The organism is Sphingomonas sp. PWP1-2 (assembly GCF_049898305.1).
In the GTDB taxonomy this organism is placed as follows: Bacteria; Pseudomonadota; Alphaproteobacteria; order Sphingomonadales; family Sphingomonadaceae; genus Sphingomonas; species Sphingomonas glacialis.
The window spans coordinates 498,774-520,196 of record NZ_JAFCXM010000001.1 but is presented as its reverse complement, the minus strand read 5'-3'; the positions used below and the strand labels follow the sequence as shown (position 1 = coordinate 520,196).

Annotated in this window: 19 protein-coding genes; 10 read left to right on the top strand and 9 right to left on the bottom strand. The window is 68.1% G+C overall.

Translation table 11 applies throughout. The annotated features are described in order from the left end of the window. The first annotated feature begins 117 nt into the window (after nt 1-117). Nucleotides 118-588, top strand: coding sequence for a DUF2141 domain-containing protein (locus ACP7C5_RS02525; RefSeq protein ID WP_133189873.1), 471 nt, complete (start codon nt 118-120; stop codon nt 586-588). Next, nucleotides 585-3,179 carry an MMPL family transporter gene (locus tag ACP7C5_RS02520; protein WP_426263077.1) on the top strand — a complete coding sequence of 865 codons (2,595 nt, stop codon included), beginning with the start codon at nt 585-587 and terminating at the stop codon, nt 3,177-3,179. Before ACP7C5_RS02525 ends, ACP7C5_RS02520 begins: the two co-directional genes overlap by 4 nt. A gap of 153 nt (nt 3,180-3,332) precedes the next feature. Here ACP7C5_RS02520 and ACP7C5_RS02515 read toward each other — a convergent pair whose 3' ends face one another. Further along, nucleotides 3,333-4,355: an MlaA family lipoprotein gene (locus tag ACP7C5_RS02515; protein WP_426263076.1), complete on the bottom strand. Its 1,023-nt coding sequence runs from the start codon at nt 4,353-4,355 to the stop codon at nt 3,333-3,335. A 35-nt stretch (nt 4,356-4,390) separates the two neighbouring features. Next, nucleotides 4,391-4,996 carry an ABC transporter substrate-binding protein gene (locus ACP7C5_RS02510; RefSeq protein ID WP_426263075.1) on the bottom strand — a complete coding sequence of 202 codons (606 nt, stop codon included), beginning with the start codon at nt 4,994-4,996 and terminating at the stop codon, nt 4,391-4,393. A 282-nt stretch (nt 4,997-5,278) separates the two neighbouring features. Here ACP7C5_RS02510 and ispH point away from each other — a divergent pair, with 282 nt between their 5' ends. Both ispH and hpnH read left to right on the top strand, forming a co-directional pair. After that, nucleotides 5,279-6,235 (top strand): 4-hydroxy-3-methylbut-2-enyl diphosphate reductase, encoded by a 957-nt coding sequence (gene ispH, locus ACP7C5_RS02505; RefSeq protein WP_426263074.1) that lies wholly within the window; start codon nt 5,279-5,281, stop codon nt 6,233-6,235. Nucleotides 6,236-6,243: 8 nt separating this feature from the next. Next, on the top strand, nt 6,244-7,389 hold the full coding sequence (gene hpnH / locus ACP7C5_RS02500) for an adenosyl-hopene transferase HpnH (protein WP_133189883.1): 1,146 nt from the start codon (nt 6,244-6,246) through the stop codon (nt 7,387-7,389). Here the strand turns inward: hpnH and ACP7C5_RS02495 are convergent. From ACP7C5_RS02495 to hpnA, 7 genes are read right to left on the bottom strand one after another with little or no spacing between them, the layout of a single operon-like run. Beyond that, complete coding sequence (locus tag ACP7C5_RS02495) at nt 7,309-8,085, bottom strand: phosphorylase (RefSeq protein ID WP_426263073.1); 777 nt, start codon at nt 8,083-8,085, stop codon at nt 7,309-7,311. The two genes, hpnH and ACP7C5_RS02495, sit on opposite strands and share 81 nt — an antisense overlap. After that, nucleotides 8,082-10,031, bottom strand: coding sequence for a squalene--hopene cyclase (shc, locus tag ACP7C5_RS02490; RefSeq protein ID WP_426263072.1), 1,950 nt, complete (start codon nt 10,029-10,031; stop codon nt 8,082-8,084). The genes ACP7C5_RS02495 and shc overlap by 4 nt, the downstream gene beginning before the upstream one ends. A 9-nt stretch (nt 10,032-10,040) precedes the next feature. Next, on the bottom strand, nt 10,041-11,294 hold the full coding sequence (hpnE, locus tag ACP7C5_RS02485) for a hydroxysqualene dehydroxylase HpnE (protein WP_426263071.1): 1,254 nt from the start codon (nt 11,292-11,294) through the stop codon (nt 10,041-10,043). Continuing rightward, nucleotides 11,291-12,130 (bottom strand): presqualene diphosphate synthase HpnD, encoded by an 840-nt coding sequence (hpnD, locus tag ACP7C5_RS02480; RefSeq protein ID WP_426263070.1) that lies wholly within the window; start codon nt 12,128-12,130, stop codon nt 11,291-11,293. The genes hpnE and hpnD overlap by 4 nt, the downstream gene beginning before the upstream one ends. Then, a complete protein-coding gene (gene hpnC / locus ACP7C5_RS02475; protein WP_426263069.1) occupies nt 12,127-12,978 on the bottom strand; it encodes a squalene synthase HpnC in 852 nt (283 codons plus the stop codon). The genes hpnD and hpnC overlap by 4 nt, the downstream gene beginning before the upstream one ends. Further along, nucleotides 12,975-14,198: a glycosyltransferase gene (locus tag ACP7C5_RS02470; RefSeq protein WP_426263068.1), complete on the bottom strand. Its 1,224-nt coding sequence runs from the start codon at nt 14,196-14,198 to the stop codon at nt 12,975-12,977. The genes hpnC and ACP7C5_RS02470 overlap by 4 nt, the downstream gene beginning before the upstream one ends. Further along, the gene (hpnA, locus tag ACP7C5_RS02465; protein WP_426263067.1) at nt 14,195-15,193 is read right to left on the bottom strand and encodes a hopanoid-associated sugar epimerase; all 999 of its coding nucleotides are present in this window, start codon (nt 15,191-15,193) and stop codon (nt 14,195-14,197) included. Before hpnA ends, ACP7C5_RS02470 begins: the two co-directional genes overlap by 4 nt. Nucleotides 15,194-15,548: 355 nt before the next feature. Between hpnA and hpnI the strand changes: the two genes are divergently transcribed. From hpnI to ACP7C5_RS02435, 6 genes are all read left to right on the top strand, one after another. Then, the gene (gene hpnI / locus ACP7C5_RS02460; protein ID WP_426263066.1) at nt 15,549-16,706 is read left to right on the top strand and encodes a bacteriohopanetetrol glucosamine biosynthesis glycosyltransferase HpnI; all 1,158 of its coding nucleotides are present in this window, start codon (nt 15,549-15,551) and stop codon (nt 16,704-16,706) included. Between the two features lie 3 nt (nt 16,707-16,709). Further along, on the top strand, nt 16,710-18,134 hold the full coding sequence (gene hpnJ, locus ACP7C5_RS02455) for a hopanoid biosynthesis associated radical SAM protein HpnJ (protein ID WP_322160422.1): 1,425 nt from the start codon (nt 16,710-16,712) through the stop codon (nt 18,132-18,134). Nucleotides 18,135-18,143: 9 nt separating this feature from the next. After that, entirely contained in the window at nt 18,144-18,344 is a 201-nt protein-coding gene (locus tag ACP7C5_RS02450) for a hypothetical protein (RefSeq protein ID WP_426263065.1), read from the top strand. Then, on the top strand, nt 18,341-19,165 hold the full coding sequence (gene hpnK, locus ACP7C5_RS02445; RefSeq protein WP_426263064.1) for a hopanoid biosynthesis-associated protein HpnK: 825 nt from the start codon (nt 18,341-18,343) through the stop codon (nt 19,163-19,165). The genes ACP7C5_RS02450 and hpnK overlap by 4 nt, the downstream gene beginning before the upstream one ends. 14 nt (nt 19,166-19,179) lie before the next feature. Beyond that, nucleotides 19,180-20,082: a ferritin-like domain-containing protein gene (locus ACP7C5_RS02440; protein WP_426263063.1), complete on the top strand. Its 903-nt coding sequence runs from the start codon at nt 19,180-19,182 to the stop codon at nt 20,080-20,082. Between the two features lie 356 nt (nt 20,083-20,438). Beyond that, nucleotides 20,439-21,413 carry a lysylphosphatidylglycerol synthase domain-containing protein gene (locus ACP7C5_RS02435; protein ID WP_426263062.1) on the top strand — a complete coding sequence of 325 codons (975 nt, stop codon included), beginning with the start codon at nt 20,439-20,441 and terminating at the stop codon, nt 21,411-21,413. The last annotated feature ends 10 nt before the right edge of the window (nt 21,414-21,423 follow it).

Genomic DNA, 21,423 nt, shown 5'->3' with positions numbered 1-21,423 from the left:
CGTATCGGTCGCCGTGTTGCAGTGCGGAACGGCTTAAGCCGGGGTTCAGCGCACCACCCGCAAACGCTCCCGACCAGCCGGTTTCATTCCGGTTCCAATCTGGTCTAAAGGGCCGCCATGCAACCTTTCTCTTCGCTTCCGCGCGCAGCAAAGCTGCTGATCGTTTCGCTGCCGGTATTCGCGCTGACCGCCGGCCAGGGGTCGAGCGGCCAGCTCCACATCGCGGTCGACAACGTCCGCGATCGCACCGGTCGCGTCCATGTCGATCTCTGCACGCAAGCGCAGTATCTCAAGGATTGTCCGATCTCGGGCGAAGCGCCCGCGCGGCTTGGCCAGACCATCGTGACGGTGAGTGGCCTAAAGCCGGGTCGCTACGCCGCAGAGGTGTATTACGACCAGAATGGCAACAACAAGCTCGACCGCGCGGTGTTCGGCGTGCCGAAGGAAGGCGTCGGCTTCTCGAACGATGCCAAGATCAAGCTCGCCGCGCCGAAATGGGAGGAAGCCGTGTTCGACTATGACGGGCAGGAAAAGACGATCCGGCTGAAGCTGCGCTATTTCATCGGCCCGAACGCGCCCGCCAAGTGATCGCCCGCTTGCTCCAGCAGCTCGTCGCGCTCGGCGTGCGGCGTCCGTTCGCGGTGCTCGGCCTGTGCCTCGCGCTCGTCGCGGGGGCGGCGGTCTTTGCCGCGGGTCATTTCGCGATGACCACCGACACCGCGGCGCTGATCTCGCCCAAGATCGCCTGGCGACAGAATGAGAAAGCGGTCGAGACCGCGTTTCCGCAACTGTCCGACGTCCTGCTGGTGATCGTCGACGGCAAGACCCCCGAACTCGCCGAAGCCGCGACCGCCAAGCTCTCCGCCGCGCTCGCTGCGGACACGACGCATTTTCGCCGCGTCCAGCGACCCGATGGCGGCGCCTATTTCGACCGCGAAGGGCTATTGTTCGGCTCGACCGCCGAGGTGCAGGCGTCGACCAAGGCGCTGATCGGCGCGCAGCCGCTGCTCGGGCCGCTCGCCAGCGACCCGTCGCTGCGCGGGATCGCGGCTGCGTTCTCGACGATGCTGACCGGAGTCGAGCGCGGGGACGTACCCCTCTCGCGGATCGCGCGGCCGATGCGGACGATGGCCGCTGCGCTCGACGCATCGGCGGCGGGCAAGCCCGCCTATTTCTCGTGGCAGGAGCTGTTCGCCGAACCGGGTTCGGGCGCCACGCCGCCGCGTAGGCGCCTGATCCTCGCGCAGCCCAAGCTCGATTACGGCGCGCTGCAGCCCGGCGAGGACGCCGTCGCCGCGATCGTCGCGCAGGCCAGCAAACTCGGGCTCGATCCGGCGCACGGCGTGAGCGTGCGAACGACCGGCGAAGTCCCGCTCGCCGACGAGGAGTTCGCGACGCTCGAGGAGAATATCGGGTTCGTCGGGCTGGTGATGGCCGCCGCGATGCTGCTGACCTTGTGGTTCGCGACGCGCTCGGTGAAGATCGTCGCGGGGATCGTCGTGACGATCGTCGCGGGGCTCGTGGTCACGACCGCGCTGGGGCTGCTCGCGGTCGGCGCGCTTAATCTCATCTCGGTCGCGTTCATTCCGTTGTTCGTCGGGCTCGGGGTCGATTTCGGCATCCAGATCTCGGTGCGCTTCAACGCCGAGCGGCTCGACGGCGCCGATACCGGGGCAGCCCTCCAGCGTGCCGCGACCGCGCTCGGCGCGCCGCTCGCGCTTGCCGCGGGGGCGGTGTTCCTCGGTTTCGGCGCGTTCCTGCCGACCGACTATATCGGCATCGCCGAGCTCGGCATCATCGCCGGGCTCGGGATGGTCGTCGCGCTGGTGGCGAGCGTCACGCTGCTGCCTGCGATGCTGATGCTGCTCAAGCCCGGCGCGCCGCGCCGCGAAGTCGGCTTCAGCGCGGCCGCCCCGCTCGACCGCTGGCTGCACACGCATCGCAAGACGGCGCTGTGGGCGTTCGCCGCGTCGATGGCGGGGAGCATCGCGTTGCTCCCCTTCGTCCAGTTCGACTTCAACCCGCTGCATTTGCGCGCCAAGGATGGGCCGGCGATGGTCGCGCTGACCGACCTGATGCGCGATCCACTGCGCACGCCGAACACGATCAACGTGCTCGCGCCCAATGCCGATGCGGCAAAGGCGCTCGCGGCGAAGCTGCGGATCTTGCCCGAGGTTGCCGAGGCGGTGTCGGTCGACGGGTTCGTGCCCGAGGATCAGCCCGCCAAGCTGGCGGTGGTGCAGGACGCCGCCTTGCTGCTCGACGCTGCGGTCAATCCGTTCGACGTGACGCCGCCGCCAAGCGATGCCGAATCGGTGACGGCGCTAATGAAAGTCGCCGGCGAACTGCGCGCGAGCGCGACTGCGCATCCCGGTGCCGCCGCGGCCGATGCGCGCCGGCTCGCGACGGCGTTCGATCGCCTGGCGCGCGCTGCGCCCGCTGAACGGACAAAGGCGAGCGCGCTGCTCGTCACGCCGCTCGGCACGATGCTCGACCAGATCCGCGCGACGCTCCAGGCCGAGCCGGTGACGCGCGCGACGCTGCCGCCCGAGATCGCCGGCGATTGGGTGTCTAAGGACGGCCGCGCGCTCGTCCAGGTCTTCCCCAAGGGCAATAGCAACGACAATGCCGTGCTCCGCCGCTTCACCAAGGCCGTCCGCGCGGTCGCGCCGACCGCCAGCGGCCTGCCGGTCGCGACGCAGGAAGCCGCAGGGACGGTCGCGTGGGCGTTCGTCGAGGCGGGCATCCTCGCGCTCGTGCTCGTCAGCGGCCTGCTGTTCGTCGTGTTGCGCGATGCGAAGGAAGTCGCCTTCACGCTTGCGCCGGTCGTGCTGTCGGGCTTCCTGACGCTCGGGAGTTGCGTGCTGATCGGACAGCCGATCAACTTCGCCAACATCATCGCCTTCCCGTTGCTGTTCGGCGTGGGGGTCGCGTTCCACATCTATTTCGTGATGGCGTGGCGCGATGGCGCGACCGATCTGCTGCAATCGAGCCTGGCGCGCGCGGTGCTATTCAGCGCCCTCGCGACGGGGAGCGCGTTCGGCAGCCTGTGGCTGTCGCACCATCCGGGGACGGCGAGCATGGGCAAGATCCTGATGATCTCGCTCGCGTGGACGCTGGTCTGCGCGCTGATCTTCGAGCCAGCGTTGCTCGGCCCGCCGCGAGCGAAGAAGGCGTAGCCCGCTTGCTCCCCTCCCGCCTGCGGGAGGGGCTGGGGGAGGGAACGACCTGGATCCCCTGCGCTCCGCTTGAGGCACGCCCCTCCCCTAACCCCTCCCGCAGGCGGGAGGGGGATGGTTTGAGGCTGGCGGCGCGCTCGACGCGCGACGGCGCTATCGCTGGACGGCGGTCGTCGCCGGAGCAGGGGGAACCGACGGCGTCGGGTTGACCGGCGCTGCGGGATCAGCCGGAAAATCATCGACCGGCGTTTTCTCCGCAGACGGCGGCGTTGGCGCCGCCGCCGGATCCGCCGGGAAATCGTCGGGCTTGGCCGCCGGAGTCGCGCTCGCCGGCGCAGACCCTGCTGCCGGATGCACCAGCGAATCCGCCGCCGGATCGGTCAACGGATCGTCGAGCGCGATCGACGCAGCGGCCTTGGCGCCATGACTTTCCGCGATGCTCACTGCGCGGTCCTGCAGATAGGCCGATCGCAGCGTCGCATACGGATCGATCGCGCCGCCGAGCAGCGCCTTCAGCGCGCCATCCGATTCGACACGCAGATCGAGCCCGGTCAGAACAGCCTCCGACACGCGATATTCGGCGCGGTCGAAGGGCGTGCCGATCGTGAAGGCATAGGTCTGCCCTTGCGCGATGCCCGCCCCGAAATCGCGGAAATCGCTCGGGCCGACCAGCGGCAGGAAGATGTAGGGCCCCGGCCCCAGGCCGTAATGGCCGAGCGTCGTGCCGAAGCTGTTGTCGTGATGCGGCAGGTTGAATTCGCGCGTCTTGGCGACATCGAGCACGCCGCCGATCCCGATCGTCGAATTGACGAGAAACCGCCCGATGGTCTTGATCGCGCGCTTGGGCTTCAGCTGCAGCATGTCGTTGGCGAACACCAACGGCTCGCCGACATTCGAGAAGACGTGCCGTATGCCGGTGCGCAGCGGCTTGGGGACCACCGTCTTGTACAGCATCGCGATCGGCCGGAACGCGATCCGGTCGAGGAACTGGTGGATCGAGAACATCGTCCGGTTGAAGCCCTCGAGCGGATCGCCCTTGGTCCGGTGATGCCGCGGCCGCGCCGCGCTCGCGGCGGCGGGGGCCGGTGCGGGCACTGCCGCACGCGACGTGACCGCTACCGGCGCCGCGACGTCCTGCGCCATCGCCACGGGTGCGACGAACAGCGCGAGCGCCATCGCTATCGCACTGCTCGTCCCCCGCAGCCGCAAGATCAGCGTCCGCCCTTGGCCGAAAGATCGTTCAGGTGGCTGATCAGCGCCTTTGCGCCGCCCTTGGCGAAGATCGTCGCGAAGTCCGCGCGGCGCGTTGCGAGCTGGCTGATCGCGTTCTTGTAATAGACATCGACGATCCGCCACGAACCGCCGCTCTGGCGCAGGCGATAGCCGATCGACACCGGATCGCCCTTCGGCGCGGCGAGCGTCGTGCGCACCACCTTGTCGGTTCCGCGCGTCTCGACGGTGGGATCGATCTTGAAGCTCTCGCCGCCGTAGCTGTCGAAGTTCGCCGCATATTGCGCGACCGTCAGCCGCCGCATCGCCGCGACGAGCGCGGTCTGATCGGCCGGCGCGACCTTGAGCCAGTCGGGACCGACCGACAGCCGCGTGATCAGCGCGACGTCGAAGGTCTGGTCGACCACGGGCCCGATCCGCGCCGCGCGGCCCGCGGTGCCGAGCGTCTTGCCGCCCTTCATGATCGCGAGCAGACCGTCGTCGAGCGTCTGGACCGGCGCACGCGCAGGGTCATTGGCCTGGGCGGCGAGTGGCGCAGCGAGGACAAGCGCCACGGCAGGCACGATCACTCTGAGAGAAAACGTCATCGAAAGCTCCTATTGGGATATTCCGGGGGGCCGCCTGGGCAGCGCCGGTACCACTGTCCTGCCGCTAGCACAAACGGCTGTAGCGGCGATGAACGCGCTCGCGCCGGGCGGGTTGCACGACGCTCGTCGCGGCACCGCCCCGCGCCGACGGCTTTTTTGCGTTCCCCTCATGTTGCAACGCGGCTAAGATAGCTATCTGGGAGGCATAGATGACGGATTAGCGCGAATGCTGTAGGGCGTTCGTGCCCGGTTCGGCATTCGAGCGGACGGAAGGAACGGTGTTTGCAGGTCATTCTCGCCAACCCACGCGGTTTTTGCGCTGGGGTCGTACGGGCTATCGAAATCGTCGAGCGGGCGATCGATCGCTACGGTGCGCCCGTCTATGTCCGCCACGAAATCGTCCATAACCGCCACGTCGTCGATACGCTGCGCGCCAAGGGCGCGGTGTTCGTCGAGGAATTGTCCGACGTGCCCGAGGGCGCGATGACGGTCTTCTCGGCGCACGGCGTCGCGCGCTCGGTCGAGGACGAAGCCAAGGCGCGCAAGCTCCCGGTGTTCGACGCGACCTGCCCGCTCGTCACCAAGGTGCATCTGCAGGGCCGCCGCTACGCCAAGGACGGCCGCACGCTGGTGATGATCGGCCATGAAGGCCATGCCGAAGTCGTTGGCACGCGTGGCCAGGTCGATGCGCCGGTCCATCTCGTCTCGACCGAGGCCGATGTCGCCGCGCTCGACCTGCCGACCGATACGCCGATGGCCTATATCACGCAGACCACGCTTAGCGTCGACGACACCAAGAGCGTCATCGCCTCGCTCGGCGAGCGTTTCACCAACCTGATCGGCCCCGACGTGTCGGAGATCTGCTACGCGACGCAGAACCGCCAGAGCGCAGTGCGCGACCTCTGCAAGGTCGCCGATCTGATCCTCGTCGTGGGCTCCGAAAACAGCTCGAACTCGAGCCGCCTGCGCGATCTCGGCGCCGACGAAGGCTTGCCGAGCTATCTCGTCGCCGATGGCAGCGCGATCGACCCGGCATGGTTCGAGGGCATCGAGCGCGTCGGGCTGACGGCAGGCGCGTCTGCCCCCGACGAACTCGTCGAAAGCGTGATCGCCGCCTTGCGCAAGCTCGGCCCGGTCGAGGTGACGCAACTCTCGGGCGTCGTCGAATCGCTCGAATTCGGCCTGCCGCGCGAACTGCGCGACCCTGCCCCTACCAAACGCGCCGCCGTCGGCGCATAGGAACAGCCATGACGCTTCCCCTCGCTCCGCTCATGCGCATCGGCGCCTACACGCTCAAGAACCAGATCATGGGCGGCAAATACCCGCTCGTGCTGATGCTCGAGCCGCTGCTGCGCTGCAATCTCGCTTGCCCCGGCTGCGGCAAGATCGATTATCCCGACGCGATCCTCAACCAGCGCCTGTCGTATGAGCAGTGCATGGAAGCGATCGACGATTGCGGCGCGCCCGCCGTGTCGATCGCGGGCGGCGAGCCTTTGCTCCACCGCGACATGCCGCGGATCGTCGAGGGCTATATCGCGAAGAAGAAGTTCGTGATCTTCTGCACCAACGCGCTGCTGCTCAAGAAGAAGATCGACGACTACAAGCCGTCGCCGTATTTCACCTGGTCGATCCATCTCGATGGTGACAAGGGCATGCACGATCACGCCGTCGACCAGGACGGGACGTACGAAATCGCGATCGACGCGATCAAGCTCGCCAAGTCGAAGGGCTTCCGCGTCCAGGTCAATTGCACCGTGTTCGAGGGCGCATCGGCCGAGCGGCTCGCCGGGTTCTTCGACATCATGGAAGAGCTGGGCGTCGAGATCACCATCTCGCCGGGCTATTCGTACGAGCGCGCCGCCGACCAGGAGCATTTCCTGACGCGCGAGCGCACCAAGAACTTCTTCCGCGACGTCTTCTCGCGCGGCGATGGCGCGCGGGCGTGGAGCTTCACCAACTCGCCGCTGTTCCTTGATTTCCTCGCGGGCAACCAGACCTACGAGTGCACGCCGTGGTCGATGCCGCTGCGCACCGTCTTCGGCTGGCAGAAGCCGTGCTACCTCGTCGGCGAGGGCTATGTGCCCACATTTGCCGAGCTGATGGAAGGCACCGACTGGGATCAGTACGGCGTCGGCAAATATGAAAAGTGCTCGAACTGCATGGTGCATTGCGGCTTCGAGGGCACCGCTGCAGCAGACGCCGTGCGCAATCCGCTGAAGATGTTCACCGTCGGCCGCAAGGGCATCCGCACCGAGGGGCCGATGGCGCCCGACATCGACCTCAGCCATGCGCGCAAGGCCGAGGACGTCCACTCAACGCATGTCGAGGCTGAGCTCGCGAAGATCAAGGCGGCCGATCCCGACGGCTTCAAGCGCACCCAGCGCGCGGCTTAAACTGCGGAACGCCGCACCGGCATCGCGGCCGGTGCGGAGGAGCGCGAGGAGCTGTGCGGGGTTTTTCGCCAGCGATTTGAGGATCGCGCCGAGCGCGACGCTGCCGTCGGGGTTCATGCCGACGAGCGCTGCCGGCGGGAGCGCGTGGTCGGCGCTGTCGGAGATCGTGCGCAGGATCGCGAAGGGCAGTCCGTGGCGCGCGGCGACTCGCGCGGCGATGTGCGATTCCATGTCGACGGCGATCGCGCCGGTTTGCGCATAGAGCGCCGCTTTTTCCGCGGCGGAAGCGATGATCGTATCGGCACCGACGATTGTGCCAGCGTGCGCCTCGGGAAGATGGTGCGCGATCCATCGCACGAATTCGCGCCCAGTCCCCTTCTCCGTCACCCCGGGCTCGCCCCGGGGTCCACCGTGCCGCGCGTGCTCGGGCCGTAGATTTTGCGGCACGGTGGACCCCGGAACAGGTCCGGGGTGACGGCTGTCGTGGAGGGTGCCCACCACGACATCGCCGGCACGCAATGCCGGATCGAGCGCGCCCGCGACGCCGCACGACAGGATCGCGGTCGCCCCAGCCACAGCCGCCTCGAGCTCACGCTCCAACCGCGCCGCATCCCCGCCACCAGCGACCACCACAACACCCGGCCGCGCAATAATGGCCGCCTCGCGGTGCAGCCCGCAGGCGACGAGCAGCGTCACATCCCGAACGCCGGCCGGCCCGCATTCGAGCGCTTCAAATTGCGATATCGCGCCACCGCCCATAACGGGAAATACGCCGGATACCCGTGATACCGGAGGTAAAACACGCGCGGGAAACCGCCGCCCGTATATTTCTCCTGCCCCCACAGCCCATCAGCCGCCTGCGTCGCGATCAGATGCTTCACCCCACGCTCGACCGCGGGATGATCGACCTTCCCCGCCGCCATCAGCGCGAGCAGCGCCCAGCCGGTCTGCGATGCGGTCGACGCCGCAGGCGTATAGCCCTTGTAATCGAGCGCATAGCTCTCGCAATCCTCGCCCCAGCCGCCGTCGAGATTCTGGATGTGGAGCAGCCAGTCGGCCCCTTTCCGCACCATCGGATGCTTCGCATCGAGCCCCGCGGCGTTGAGCGCGCACAGCACCGACCAGGTGCCGTAGATGTAATTCACCCCCCAGCGCCCGAACCAGCTGCCGTCGGCCATCTGCTCCTTCTCGAGGAAAGCGAGCGCGGCCTTCATCCGCGGCGAATCGGTCTCGCCCAGCTGCGCGAGCATCGACACGACGCGCGCGGTGACGTCGCTGGTCGGTGGGTCGAGCAGCGCGCCATGATCGGCGAAGGGGATGTTGTTGAGGTAATGATAGCTATTGTCGGCATCGAACGCGCCCCAGCCGCCGTCCTTGCTCTGCAAGCCAACGGTCCATTCCACACCGCGCGCGATCGGCTCGTCATAGCGCAAGCCACCGCGATCCTTTGCGCGGTCCATCGCCATCACCACGACGGCGGTGTCGTCCAGATCGGGATAATGCGCGTTGTTGTACTGGAACGCCCAGCCGCCCGGGCGCACGTCGGGTTTTTCATCGGCCCAGTCGCCCTTCACGTCGAGCACCTGGAGCGGCTTCAACCACGCCAGCCCCGCCATCGCGCGCGCCTCGGCGTCGTCGCCGCCCGCCTCGAGCATCGCATGCGCGGCAAGCGCGGTATCCCACACCGGCGACACGCACGGCTGGCAATAGGCCTCGTCGTCCTTGATCACGAGCAGCCGCTCGACCGATTCGCGCGCGATCGCCCGCATCGGATCGTCCGCCGGGCAGCCCAGGCAATCGAGCATCATCACGCTGTTCGCCATCGCCGGATAGATCGCGCCCAATCCGTCCTCGCCGTTCAACCGCTCGGTGACGAAGTCGAGGCACGCGCGGATCGCGCGCCGCCGCGTGCGCTTCGGCCAGAGCGGCTCCACCGCCTTGAGCACGACATCGACCCCGCCGAAGAACGCCGTCCAGGCGCGCTTGGTCCCCGCCGCCCGGCTTTCGAGCGGCGCGCGCTTGTGCGTGTAGAGTTCGTCGACGCGCACGCCCGAAACGTTGCGCGCAACGGGCTTCTTCGCGGCGAGCACGAGCAGCGGGACGATCACCGTCCGCGCCCAATACGACATCTTCGAGAGATGGACCGGGAACCAGCGCGGCAGCAGGATCAGTTCGACCGGGAGCGTCGGCACCGTCCGCCAGTCGGCGCAATCGAACAAAGCGAGCTGGATCCGTGTGAACACGTTGACCGCCGCCGCGCCCCCCGCCTTGTGGATGGCGGCGCGCGCCTGCACCATGTGTGGGGCGTCGACCGGATCGCCGATCATCTTGAGCGCGAAATACGCCTTCACGCTCGCGCTCACGTCGAACGCGCCGCCGTGGAACAGCCCCCAGCCGTGATGGCTCGCCGACTGGATTCGGCGCAGATAGGTGCCGATCTTGCGCTCGATCTCGACGTCGCGCGGCTCGCCCAGATAGTGCTTGAGCAGCACATATTCGGCCGGGATCGTCGCATCGGCCTCGAGCTCGAACACCCAATGCCCGTCGGCACGCTGGAGCTCGCCCAGAGCCGCCGCGGCACGGCTCGCGGTGGCGTCCGCCTCGTTCACCAGGCTCGCGCGGTCGATCGTCTCGATAGTCATGCCCCGCCCTTAGCCGACCGCGGCGCCACGCGCCAAGCGGGCAGCGGTCTCACCCGATCGCAAGGCGCCCTCGATCGTCGCGGGGAGCCCGGTCTGCGTCCAGTCGCCCGCGAGGAACAGGTTGCGCCAGCGCGTGCGCGCGGGCGGGCGCTTGGCATCCTGCTCGGGCGTCGCCGCGAAGGTGGCGCGCTTTTCCTTGACGATCTGCCACGGCGGCAGCGTCGCGGGCAGTTTGTGGATCACCGCGATATCTGCCCAGATTCGCGCCGCGAGCTCGGCGCGGTCGAGCTCGACCAGCGCGTCGGCCGCGCTGATCGTTACCGACAGCCGATCGGGAAAGGCGAAGATCCATTCCGCCGTCCCGCCGAGCACGCCGAGCATCGGCGCGACGCCGGGCGGCGGGACATAAGCGAAATGCGCGTTGACGATCGCGCGGAAGTCGGTCGGGACGAGCAGACCCGGCACGAGCGCTTGCGCGACCCATGGCGGCACCGCGAGGATCACCGACTCGCCGGGCGCCAGCGGCTCCTCGCCCGCGCCGAAATCGAGCGCGACGACGCGGTCGTCGGCAAACTTCAGCGCGCGCAGCCGCCGCCCGAGCGTCAGGTGCGTCCCCTGCCCCTCGAGCCACGTCAGCGCAGGGTCGACGAACGCCGCCGCTAGTGTCGGCTCGGCAATCCGCGGTCGGCTCGCGCGTCCGCCCATCGCCAGCGACTCGCGCATCACCGCCGCGGTCAGCCGCGCCGATCCGTCTGCCGCCGCGGTGTTGAGCACCGCGAGCAGGATCGGTTCGATCAATTTGTCCCACACCGCGCCGCGCGGCGCGACGCGATCGGCAACGGTCTGCCCCGCGCCACCGCCGAGCAACCCGCCGAACCGCAGATAGTCGCTCGCGCGCGTGCCCGGCACGCGGCGGCCATCTCGGAAAATCCACCACGGCAGCCGCCCGTCATTGATGCGAACCGACCAGCGCGCGCCCGTCGCGCGATCGACGAACGCGAAGTCGGCGTGCAGTGGCCCGCTCAACCGGTCGAGCGCGCCGATCGCGCCGAGATAGGCGTTGACCGCGCGATTGCCCGACAAGACGAGGTGGTTGCCATTGTCGATCGTGCGGCCGAGCTGCGGATCGTGATAGCTACGGCACCGCCCGCCGGCCTGCGCGGCGCCGTCGATCAGCTCGGCCGCGACGCCTGCGCGCGCAAGATCGACCGCGGCGCCGAGCCCCGCCATTCCCGCGCCGATGATCCGGACCCGCGCGCTCAACGGAACAGCATCAGCCGCAACACGGTGAAGATCAGCGCGGGCTTGTTGACCTTGATCCGGGTGCGCGGCGGCGCCCAGCCGATCGCCTCCATCCGCACCAGAATCGGCGCGTACACCGCCGCCATCAGCCGCGGTGCGATGAGATGCCCACGCGGCCGCGCGTCGAGGATCGCTTGCGCCGCGGCGAAATGCGTGTGCGCCTTGGCCGCGAGCACCCGCGCTGCGGCATCGACACGCGGATCGCCGACCACGGTGATCGGATCGAGCAGTTCGACCCCTGCCGCCAGCAGCGCCTCGCGCGGCAGATAGACGCGCCCGATACCCGCGTCTTCGTCGACGTCGCGCAGGATGTTGGTGAATTGCAGCGCGAGCCCGAGATGGTGCGCAAGCGCGACGCCGACCGCGTCCTCCATCCCGAAGATCTTGACCGACAGTCGCCCGACCGCCGAGGCGACGCGGTCGCAATAGAGTTCGAGCTCGGCCATCAAGGGCCAGCGGATATCGCGATCGACATCCATCGCCATGCCGTCGATTACCGCCAGAAAATCGGCCTTGTCGAGCGCGAAGCGGCGCACCGCCTCGGCGACGAGCGCCGCGCGCCCGGGATTGCCGCCCGCGTACAGCGATTCGATATCGGCACGCCACGCGTCGAGCGCCGCCATCCGCGCGGGCCGGTCGCCGATCTCGTCATCGGCAATGTCGTCGACTTCGCGGCAGAAGGCGTAGACCGCGTACATCGCCTCGCGCTGCACCTTGGGGAGCACGCGCATGCCGGCATAAAAGGAGCTGCCGGAGACTTGCGCCTGGAGTTGCGCGGGGGTCGCCTTGGGGTTCATCCCCGCCCCTTAACCGTTTGCGACACCGCCGCCAACGCCGCAAGCCCGAGCGCTTCATATGGGCGGTGGTGGACGCGCTGCGACAGCGGGTCGCGCGTCTTGAGCCGCTGCGTCAGGCTTACCGCGAGCCGGTGGATGATCGCGACTTCAACCGCGAGGCGGCGATCGTGGATCTGCCCGGCGAACCCGGCGGATTCGTCGAGCAAGTGCTGACTGCGCGTGGCGAGATCGCGGATCGTCGCCAGCAGGCCCGGCGTGGCGACGGGCTTTTCGAGGTCGTCGAGCCGCGCGCCGTGCTGCGCCATCAGGTCGAGCGGGAGATAGACTCGCCCGATCGCGCGATAATCCTTCGCGCAGTCCTGCGTGTGGTTGATCACTTGCAGCGCCGCGCACAGCGCATCGGATGCGGGCCAGGTCGCCTGGTCCTCGCCGTGGACGTCGAGCACGTAGCGCCCGACAGGCATCGCAGAATAGCGGCAATAGTCGATCAGCGCGGCCCAGTCGGCGCAGCGGTTTACCGTGCAATCGCGCTCGAATGCGGTGAGCAGGTCGAGCGCGTGCTGCGGGCTGATCCGGTGCGCCTCCATCGTCGTGCGCAGCGCGACCGAGGCCGCGTCGGCATCGCGCGTCCCCAGGATCGTCGCACGCATCGCGCCGAGCAGTGCGAGCTTTTCGTCGGCCGAGACCGCCGGATTGTCGGCCACGTCGTCCGCGCCGCGAGCGAAGCGGTAGAAGGCCATTACGGGCGCGCGATGCTCGGGCTTGAGCAGCACCGAGGCGACGGGGAAATTCTCGTCCTTATGCCCCTTGCCCGAGGCGAGCGCATCGGCGGTGGTCGCGCCGCTCATGCCGCGAGATCCGCCTGGACGCGGCCCTTCCACAGCCCGCCGCGCCCGCGGACATGCTGCCACGCCGAGAGCAGCGTACATCCGGCATAAAAGGTCGCGATGGCAGGCAGGAGCAGTCCCCAAAATGGCGAGCGGCGGTAGAAGCGCACCATCGGCTGGAACGCCAGCGCCATCAACGCCCACGCGGCGATCGCAGCATATTGCGCGGGGCCGCGCGCGGCAATCGCCAGCACGGGCGGCGCGAGATAGGTCAGCCCGAGGCCGAGCGTCGTGCCCGCGAGCAGCAGCGGCGAATAATGGAGTTGCGCATACGCCGAGCGCGAGATCATCGCCGCGACCGAGCCCCATGTGTCGTAGCGCCGGATGCTCTTCGCGCGATCGGTCAGCCCGAGCCAGACCGGCCCTTGGGTCTTCATCAACGCGCCGAACGCGCAATCGTCGATCAGCGCCGCGCGCACCGCGGCGATCCCGCCTGCCGCTTCGAGCGCCTTCCGTTCGACCAGCATAACGCCGCCCGCCGCCGCGCCCAGCCCGCGCCCGCGGCGGTTCACCGTGGCGAACGGGTAGAGCATCTGGAAGAACCAGACGAATGCCGGGATCAGCGCGCGCTCGGCCAGACTCTTGCAGCGCAGCCGCGCCATCAGCGAGACAAGCACACGATCGTCCTCGACTGCGCGCGTGACGAGGCTGCGCAGCGTGTCGGGGGCGTGGGCGATGTCGGCGTCGGTGAGCAGGAGGTAGTCGGGCGCGTCGCCCGCGGCGGCGATCCCTTGCGAGACGGCCCAGAGCTTGCCGGTCCAGCCGGACGCGAGCGGCGCGCCGGTAACGACGCTTAGCCGGTCCGACCCGAGCGCGCGGGCGATATCGGCGGTGCCGTCGCTGCTCGAATCATCGACCAGCACGATACGGAAATCGCCGGGATAATCCTGCGCGGCCAGACTCCCGATCGAGCGCGCGATCACCTCCGCCTCGTCGCGTGCGGGAACGATCGCCGTGACCGACGGCCACCCTTTACCGTCATGCCGGGCTTGACCCGGCATCCATGCGAGACCTTCGCCCCCACGGCGGTCGTTCGGTTCGGCAGCCGGCTCGCATGGACCCCGGATCAAGTCCGGGGTGACGGGACCGTCCCGCTCGCGCGTCAGCCAGAACCCATCGCGCGCAAACACCAGCACCAGCCAGATCGCCAGCGACACCCCCGCCACCCCCAGCACGATCACGCCAGCATCCCCGCCTGCGCAAACCACGCGATCGCCTCGCTCAAAGCGTCACGGTAAGGCCGCGCGCGATACCCCAGCTCGGCCTCGGCCTTGGCACTCGAATAGTACATATCGTGCGCCGCCATCCGCAGCGAATCGAGCGTCAGGAACGGGTCTTTCCCCGTCACGCGCGCCACCTGCTCATTGACCCACGCCAGCGGAAACAGCGGCGCGCGGGGAATCCGCACCGTCGGCGGCTTGCGGCCGACGATCCCGGCCACGCTCGCCAGCATCTCGCGCAACGCGACATCCTGCCCGCCCAGCACATAGCGCTCGCCGATCCGCCCCTTCGCCATCGCCGCGATATGCCCGTCCGCGACGTCATCGACATGGACGAGGTTGAGCCCGCTCTCGACGAACGCCGGCATCCGCCCGCTCGCCGCCTCGACGATGATCCGCCCGGTCGGCGTCGGGCGCGCATCGCGCGGACCGATCGGCGTCGACGGGTTGACGATCACCGCGCGCAGCCCCTGCTCGCGCACCATCCACTCGACCAACCGCTCGGCCACCACCTTGCTGCGCTTGTACGCGCCAACCGCCTGCTCAGGCGTCGCGGGGCGAGTCTCGTCGGACGGTCGGCCATCATGGGGCAGCAAGGTCGCGACGCTGCTCGTATAGACGATCCGCTCGACGCCGGCGGCAAGCGCCGCCTCCATTACCGTCGCGGCGCTCGCACGGTTGTTGCGGACGATCTCCTCGGGGTCGCGCGCCCAGATGCGATAGTCGGCGGCGACGTGATACAGGTGCCGCACACCGGCCATCGCCTGCGCCGTCGCGACGGGATCGCGCGCATCGCCCTCGACGAGCTCGCCCGGAAAGTCGGCGAGGTTGGTCCGCGCGCTGCTCGCCCGCACCAGCCCGCGCACGTGCGCGCCCGATGCTGCCAGCTTGAGCGCGACCGCCGAACCGACGAAGCCGGAAACCCCCGTTACCAGTGTGATGTCTGCGTCCGCCACCGTATCTCCTTGCCGCCGCGCTGTAGAACGCCGCGGCGTCCAGTCAAACCTCCGCGATGCGTCCACCGCGTTCCGGCGACGGCAATCCTCCCCCGCCAGGGGGAGGATCGGTTGCCGGAAACGCCGCATAATCTGCCGTTACCCAAACACAGCGTTGCCACATCACCGTCACCCCGGCCTTGTGCCGGGGTCCACCGCGCCGCGCGCGCGCCGCAGCACGTCAAGGCGCAGCGTCGTTGCCCGGTGGGCCCCGGCACAAGGCCGGGGTGACGACAGGAAGCGCAAAGACATGACGCGCTTTTCACATTTTGCACCGCCTAGCCCACCCCGCTCCGGCAGCGTAAGGGCCACCATCGTGCAGCATCTCCCAATCCTTATCGGTACGGCGCTCGGCTGGCTGGCGATTGCGATCGCCGCGTGCGGGGTCGGCTTCCTGCTCGTCTCCGCGCACACGTTCCGCGACTTCTTCGCCGCAGCCGTCCCCGCGCCGGCACGCAAAGAAGCCGTCACTTTGCTCAAGCCGCTCTACGGCGCCGAACCGCGGCTGTTCGACAACCTCGCGACCTTCCTCGCACAGACACACGGCGGGCCATTGCAAATCGTCCTCGGCGTGCAGCGTGCGGACGATCCCGCGATCGGCGTGGTTACCGCGCTCAAGGCAGCACACCCGCAAGCGGATATCGAGCTCGTCATCGACGCGACCAGCCACGGCGCGAGCGGCAAGCTGTCGAACCTCATCAACATGGACCGCGTCGCACGCCATCCGATCCTGATCCTCAGCGACAGTGATATCGCGGTCGCGCCCGATTATCTCGCGCAGCTGCTCGCCGCGCTCGATGCCCCAGGCGTCGGAGCCGTCACCTGCCTCTATCGCGGGCGCGGCGATGCCGGTTTCTGGTCGCGGATGGCCGCCGTCGGCGTCAGCTATCAGTTCCTGCTCGGCGCGACCTTCGGCGTCGCCAAACGGCTCGCCACGCCGTGCATGGGATCGACGATCGCGCTGCGGCGCGAGACGCTCGACGCGATCGGCGGGTTCGCCCGCTTCGCCGACGTGCTCGCCGACGATTACGCGATCGGCGCGAGCGTTCGCGCGCTCGGGCTGGAGGTCGCGGTGCCGCCGATGCTCGTCACCCATGCCTGCGACGAGAGCAGCGCCGACGCCCTATGGCGCCACGAGCTGCGCTGGGCGGCCACGGTGCGCGATCTGACCTTCTGGCCCTACGTCGGCAGCATCGTCGGCCTGCCGCTCCCCGTCGCGGTGCTGGCCGCGCTCTATTGGCCCGCCGCCGGCGGCATCCTCGCACTTGCAGCAATTTTCGCGCGCTGGGTGGTTGTGCGAAGCGTCGATGCGGCGGTAGGGAGACCGGCCGCGTCGTTCGGAATCGCGTTGCTGCATGATTTCGCCGCTTTTGCGGTCTATATCGCCAGCTTCTTCGTCCGGTCGGTTGATTGGCGCGGGGCGACCCTTACAATGAAGCAGGACGGCCGCATCGCAGCGGCCACGGAGCACTAAGACATGTTGCGGACCCTTTTTCTCCAGGCTCCCTCGTTCGACGGTTACGACGGCGGTGCCGGTGCGCGCTACCAGATGAAGCGCGAAGTGAAGTCGTTCTGGTATCCGACCTGGCTCGCCCAGCCCGCCGCGATGGTCGAGGGCTCGAAGCTGATCGACGCCCCCGCGCACGACCAGTCGTGGGACGACATCAAGCATGAGATGGACGAGCGCGACCTCGTCATCCTCCACACTTCGACCCCGTCGTTCCGTCAGGACGTCCACACCGCCGAGCTGATCAAGCAGCGCAACCCGCGCATCAAGATCGGCTTCATCGGCGCCAAGGCCGCGGTCGAATCGACCAAGGTGTTAGAGACCTCGACCGCGATCGACTTCGTCGCGCGCAACGAGTTCGATTTCACGATCGTCGATGTCGCCAACGGCATGCCGCTGCGCGAAGTCGAGGGGATCAGCTGGCGCGACGACGACGGCGCGATCATCCACAACAAGGACCGCAAGGTCATCGAGGACATGGACAGCCTCCCCTTCGTCTCGCCGATCTACAAGCGCGATCTGCAGATGGAGAAGTATTTCGGCGGCTATCTGCTCCACCCCTACGTCTCGTTCTACACCGGCCGTGGCTGCAAGAGCCGCTGCACCTTCTGCCTGTGGCCGCAGACCGTCGGCGGGCACAACTACCGCACGCGCTCGATCGGCCATGTGATCGAGGAAGTGAAATACGTGATGGAGGCTTTCCCGCAGAACAAGGAAATCTTCTTCGACGACGACACGCTGACCGACAACCTTCCGCGCGTCGAGGAGCTCGCGATCGAGCTCGGCAAGCTGGGCGTGACCTGGTCGTGCAACGCCAAGGCCAATGTGCCGTACAAGACGCTCAAGATCCTCAAGGAAAACGGCCTGCGGCTGCTGCTCGTCGGCTATGAGAGCGGCAACCAGCAGATCCTGCACAACATCAAGAAGGGCCTGCGCGTCGACGTCGCGCGGCAGTTCACCAAGGATTGCCACGCACTCGGCATCGTCATCCACGGCACCTTCATCCTGGGGCTGCCGGGCGAGACCGAAGAGACGATCGAGGAGACGATCAACTACGCCAAGGAGATCGATCCGCACACGATCCAGGTGTCGCTGGCGGCGCCCTATCCGGGGACGTTCCTCTACAAGCAGGCGGTCGAGAACAATTGGTTCGACGGTGGCGACCACCTGCTGACCGATGGCGGCACGCAGATCGCGCAGCTGTCCTACCCGCATCTGCCGTCGGCGCTGATCTTCGACAAGGTTGAGGAGTTCTACAAGCGCTTCTACTTCCGCCCGTCGAAGATCTGGGACATCGTCCGCGAGATGCTGACCGACTGGCAGATGATGAAGCGTCGCCTGCGCGAGGGCGTCGAATTCTTCGACTTCCTGCGCCGCCGCAAAGAGCCTGCCTGAGCCGAACCGATGACGATGACGCTTGCCGGAATGACGGTCAACGAGCGGCTCGCCGCGACGGGCCGGGTCGAGCTGTGGGAGGACGCCGTTCGCGCGCGCGATCGTAGCGCGATGATCGCGCTGCTGCGGCGAATCGCCGTGCCCAACCCACAGAACGTCGCCGATGCCGTGCTCGCCGACCCGGTGTTCTACGGTTTCGCGCCGGCGTGAAGACCGCCATCATCACCGCCGACGATTTCGGCGTGTCGATCGAGGTCAACGCCGCCGTCGAGCAGGCGCATCGCGAGGGCGTGCTGACCGTCACCAGCCTGATGGTGACGGGCGCAGGCGCGGCGGATGCGGTCGAGCGCGCGCGGCGAACACCGACGCTCGGGGTCGGGCTGCACGTCGCGCTTGCCGAGACACCGCCCGCGCTGCCGCCGGCGCAGATCCCCGATCTGGTCGATGCGCACGGCAAGTTCCGCATCGAGTCGCTCCCCGTCGCTCTGAAACTCGTCGGCTTGAAATCGGTCCGCCGTCAGCTCGAGGCCGAGATCGAAGCGCAATTCGCGTTGTTCGAAGCGACCGGCCTCCCGCTCGATCACGTCAACACGCATAAGCACATGCACACGCACCCGGTCATCGCCGGCGTGCTGCTCGACGTCGGCTTGCGCCACGGCATGACGGCGATGCGCGCGCCGATCGAGGATCGCACGACACTGGCCAAGTTCGAGCCCGTCAGCGGCATCGACATCGCCCGGCCCTTCGCCAAGCTCGTCCAGGTCGCGGCGCGCAAGCGTGGGGTCAAGGTGCCCGACCGCGTCTTCGGCCTCGCCTGGTCGGGCGCGATGCATGCCGAGCGGCTGCGCGGCGTGCTGGCGCATCTACCCGACGGCGTCAGCGAGATCTATCTGCACCCTGCCACCGGCCCCTATCCGCTATCGGCGCCGGGCTATCAGTACGAAGCCGAATTCGCCGCCTTGCTCGATTCCAGCGCGCGCGCGATCGTCGCCGAGCGTGGTATAACCCTGGCGCGTTTCGCCGATCTGTAACCGGGAGAGACCCGATGAACTTCATCCCCAAATCCATGGCCCCCGCCGGCCCCGCCCCCGGCACGCGCGTTCCGCTCGGCAGCGATGCGCACAAGACCTTGTTCTGCCGCACGATGCTCGACACGCACGACCCGTATCGCCCCGCGCTGATCGACTGGCCGGTGATCGACGAGGAAACGCGCCAGCGCATCGTCTCGCTGCCGATCTGGGACATCGCTGTCGCGACCGAGGGTCGCGCGGGCATGAACGTCAAGACGTACGGCGAGCAGATCGCCGACCCGCTGCTCCGCGACGCGATCGACATGAACGCGTATGAGGAGAGCCGCCACAAGATCGTGCTCGCCGACATGGTCACCTTCTACGGCATCGAGCTCCAGCCCGAGGAAGAGTATAAGCGTCCGCGCGACCCCGAGTTCGCCTTCATGCGGACGGGCTTTTCCGAATGCATCGACAGCTTTTTCGGCTTCGGGCTGTTCAAGATCGCCAAGGATACCGGCTTCTTCCCCGAGGAGCTGGTCGAGACGTTCGAGCCGGTGATGCGCGAGGAAGGACGGCATATCCTGTTCTTCGTCAACTGGGTCGCGTGGCACCGCCGCACCATGCCGCTGTGGCGCCGACCGTGGTTCGAGCTGAAGGTCTGGGCGGTGTGGATCGCGCTCATCTGGGAACGGATCGACATGGCCAAGGGCATGGGCGACGACAATACCAAGGCGCAGGAGAACAATTTCACGCTCAACGGCTCGAAGGAGCTGGGCGTCGAGATCGAATTCCCCGAGCTCGCGGCGATCTGTCTTGCCGAGAACGACCGGCGGCTGTCGGTCTATGATCAGCGGCTGATCCGTCCGAAGTTTGTCCCTGGCGCGATCCGGCTGGTGTTGCGCTTTATGGGAAAGAAGAAAGCTGCCACAGCGGCTTAACTCTTTCGGAGATGGCGATACGTGGCTGGGGTTGAAGGGTTCGCGCAGAGGCGCAAAGGCGCAGGGGAGTCGCGCGCGTCGCGAAGCGCCGGCGCCCTTTCCGGCCTGAAAGCGAGCGCGTCGCGCAAAGCGCGCGCACCCGCTCTGCGCCTCTGCGCCTCTGCGCGAACCCTCGCCCGGCCAACCCTTGCGCGCCGCCCTGAAGACGGCCACCCCGCCACCCCACTTCCGTCACCCCGGCCCCGTGCCGGGGTCCACCGTGCCGCGCTCGCTCGGCCCGCAGGCCGCGCATCCCGGTGGAACCCGGGACAAGCCCGGGGTGACGAAGGTAGCCCAGCTCCAGTATCGGGCACACGATGAGCCGCTCCGCCCGTATCGGGCTCCTCCTCGCAACGATCGTCGGCCTCGCCGTTGCTGCGGGGACCGTCGGCACCGTCGGGATCGGGCAAGTGCTCGCCGCGATGGGGTCGATCGGCTGGATCGGCATGGCGACGTTCGTGCTCTGGTCGGCGGGCGTGCTCGGCCTGCTCGGCATGGCGTGGCTCGCGGTCGCGACCGACCAGCCGAGCGAGCGGCTGTGGCTGTTCGTCTGGGCGCGCACCACGCGCGAGGCGGCGACCGACATCCTCCCCTTCTCGCAGCTCGGCGGCCTCGTCGTCGGGGCGCGGACGCTCGCCGCGTTCGGCGTGCCACAGCCGGTGATCTACGCCTCGATGATCGCCGACATGACGACCGAGATGGCGGCGCAACTGATCTTTACGCTCGGCGGCGTCGCGGTGTTGCTGATGGTGCTGTCACACGCCCCGGTGCAACAAGGCATCGTCTCGCTCGCGCTCGGCGGGGTGGCGGCGATGATCGCGCTGATGCTGCTGTTCGTGTTCGCGCAGAAGCCGGTGCTGAAACTCGCCGGCTCGCTCGGTGCACGGATGCTCCCCGGATCGGTCGCGGCGATGGCGGCGGTGCGCGACCAGCTCGACGCGATCTATCGCGAGCCCAAGCGTGTCCTTCTCGCCTTCGCCTTCAACCTCGCGGCGTGGCTGGCGAGCGCCACCGGGGCGTGGATCGCGCTGCAGTTCATGGGCTCGCACGTCCCGCTGTGGGCGGTGCTGATGATCGAAGCGCTGATCTTCACGCTGCGCAGCGTCGCCTTCGCGATCCCCGGCGCGATCGGGGTGCAGGAGGCGGCCTATGTGCTGATCGGCCCGCTCGTCGGTCTGCCGCCCGCGACCGCGCTCGCGCTGTCGCTGCTCAAGCGCGCGCGCGACGTGATCATCGCGGTGCCGGCGCTGCTCGCCTGGCAGGTCGGCGAGGCGCGGCGCGTCGTCTCGTGAATTGCCCGAC

Coding starts and splice junctions, on each gene's coding strand:
- ACP7C5_RS02525 (WP_133189873.1), top strand. CDS start 118: ATGCAACCTTTCTCTTCGCTTCCGCGCGCAGCAAAGCTGCTGATCGTT.
- ACP7C5_RS02515 (WP_426263076.1), bottom strand. CDS start 4,355: ATGGCGCTCGCGCTGTTCGTCGCACCCGTGGCGATGGCGCAGGACGTC.
- ACP7C5_RS02510 (WP_426263075.1), bottom strand. CDS start 4,996: ATGACGTTTTCTCTCAGAGTGATCGTGCCTGCCGTGGCGCTTGTCCTC.
- hpnH (WP_133189883.1), top strand. CDS start 6,244: ATGACGCTTCCCCTCGCTCCGCTCATGCGCATCGGCGCCTACACGCTC.
- shc (WP_426263072.1), bottom strand. CDS start 10,031: ATGACTATCGAGACGATCGACCGCGCGAGCCTGGTGAACGAGGCGGAC.
- hpnD (WP_426263070.1), bottom strand. CDS start 12,130: ATGAACCCCAAGGCGACCCCCGCGCAACTCCAGGCGCAAGTCTCCGGC.
- hpnC (WP_426263069.1), bottom strand. CDS start 12,978: ATGAGCGGCGCGACCACCGCCGATGCGCTCGCCTCGGGCAAGGGGCAT.
- hpnJ (WP_322160422.1), top strand. CDS start 16,710: ATGTTGCGGACCCTTTTTCTCCAGGCTCCCTCGTTCGACGGTTACGAC.
- ACP7C5_RS02450 (WP_426263065.1), top strand. CDS start 18,144: ATGACGATGACGCTTGCCGGAATGACGGTCAACGAGCGGCTCGCCGCG.
- ACP7C5_RS02440 (WP_426263063.1), top strand. CDS start 19,180: ATGAACTTCATCCCCAAATCCATGGCCCCCGCCGGCCCCGCCCCCGGC.
- ACP7C5_RS02435 (WP_426263062.1), top strand. CDS start 20,439: ATGAGCCGCTCCGCCCGTATCGGGCTCCTCCTCGCAACGATCGTCGGC.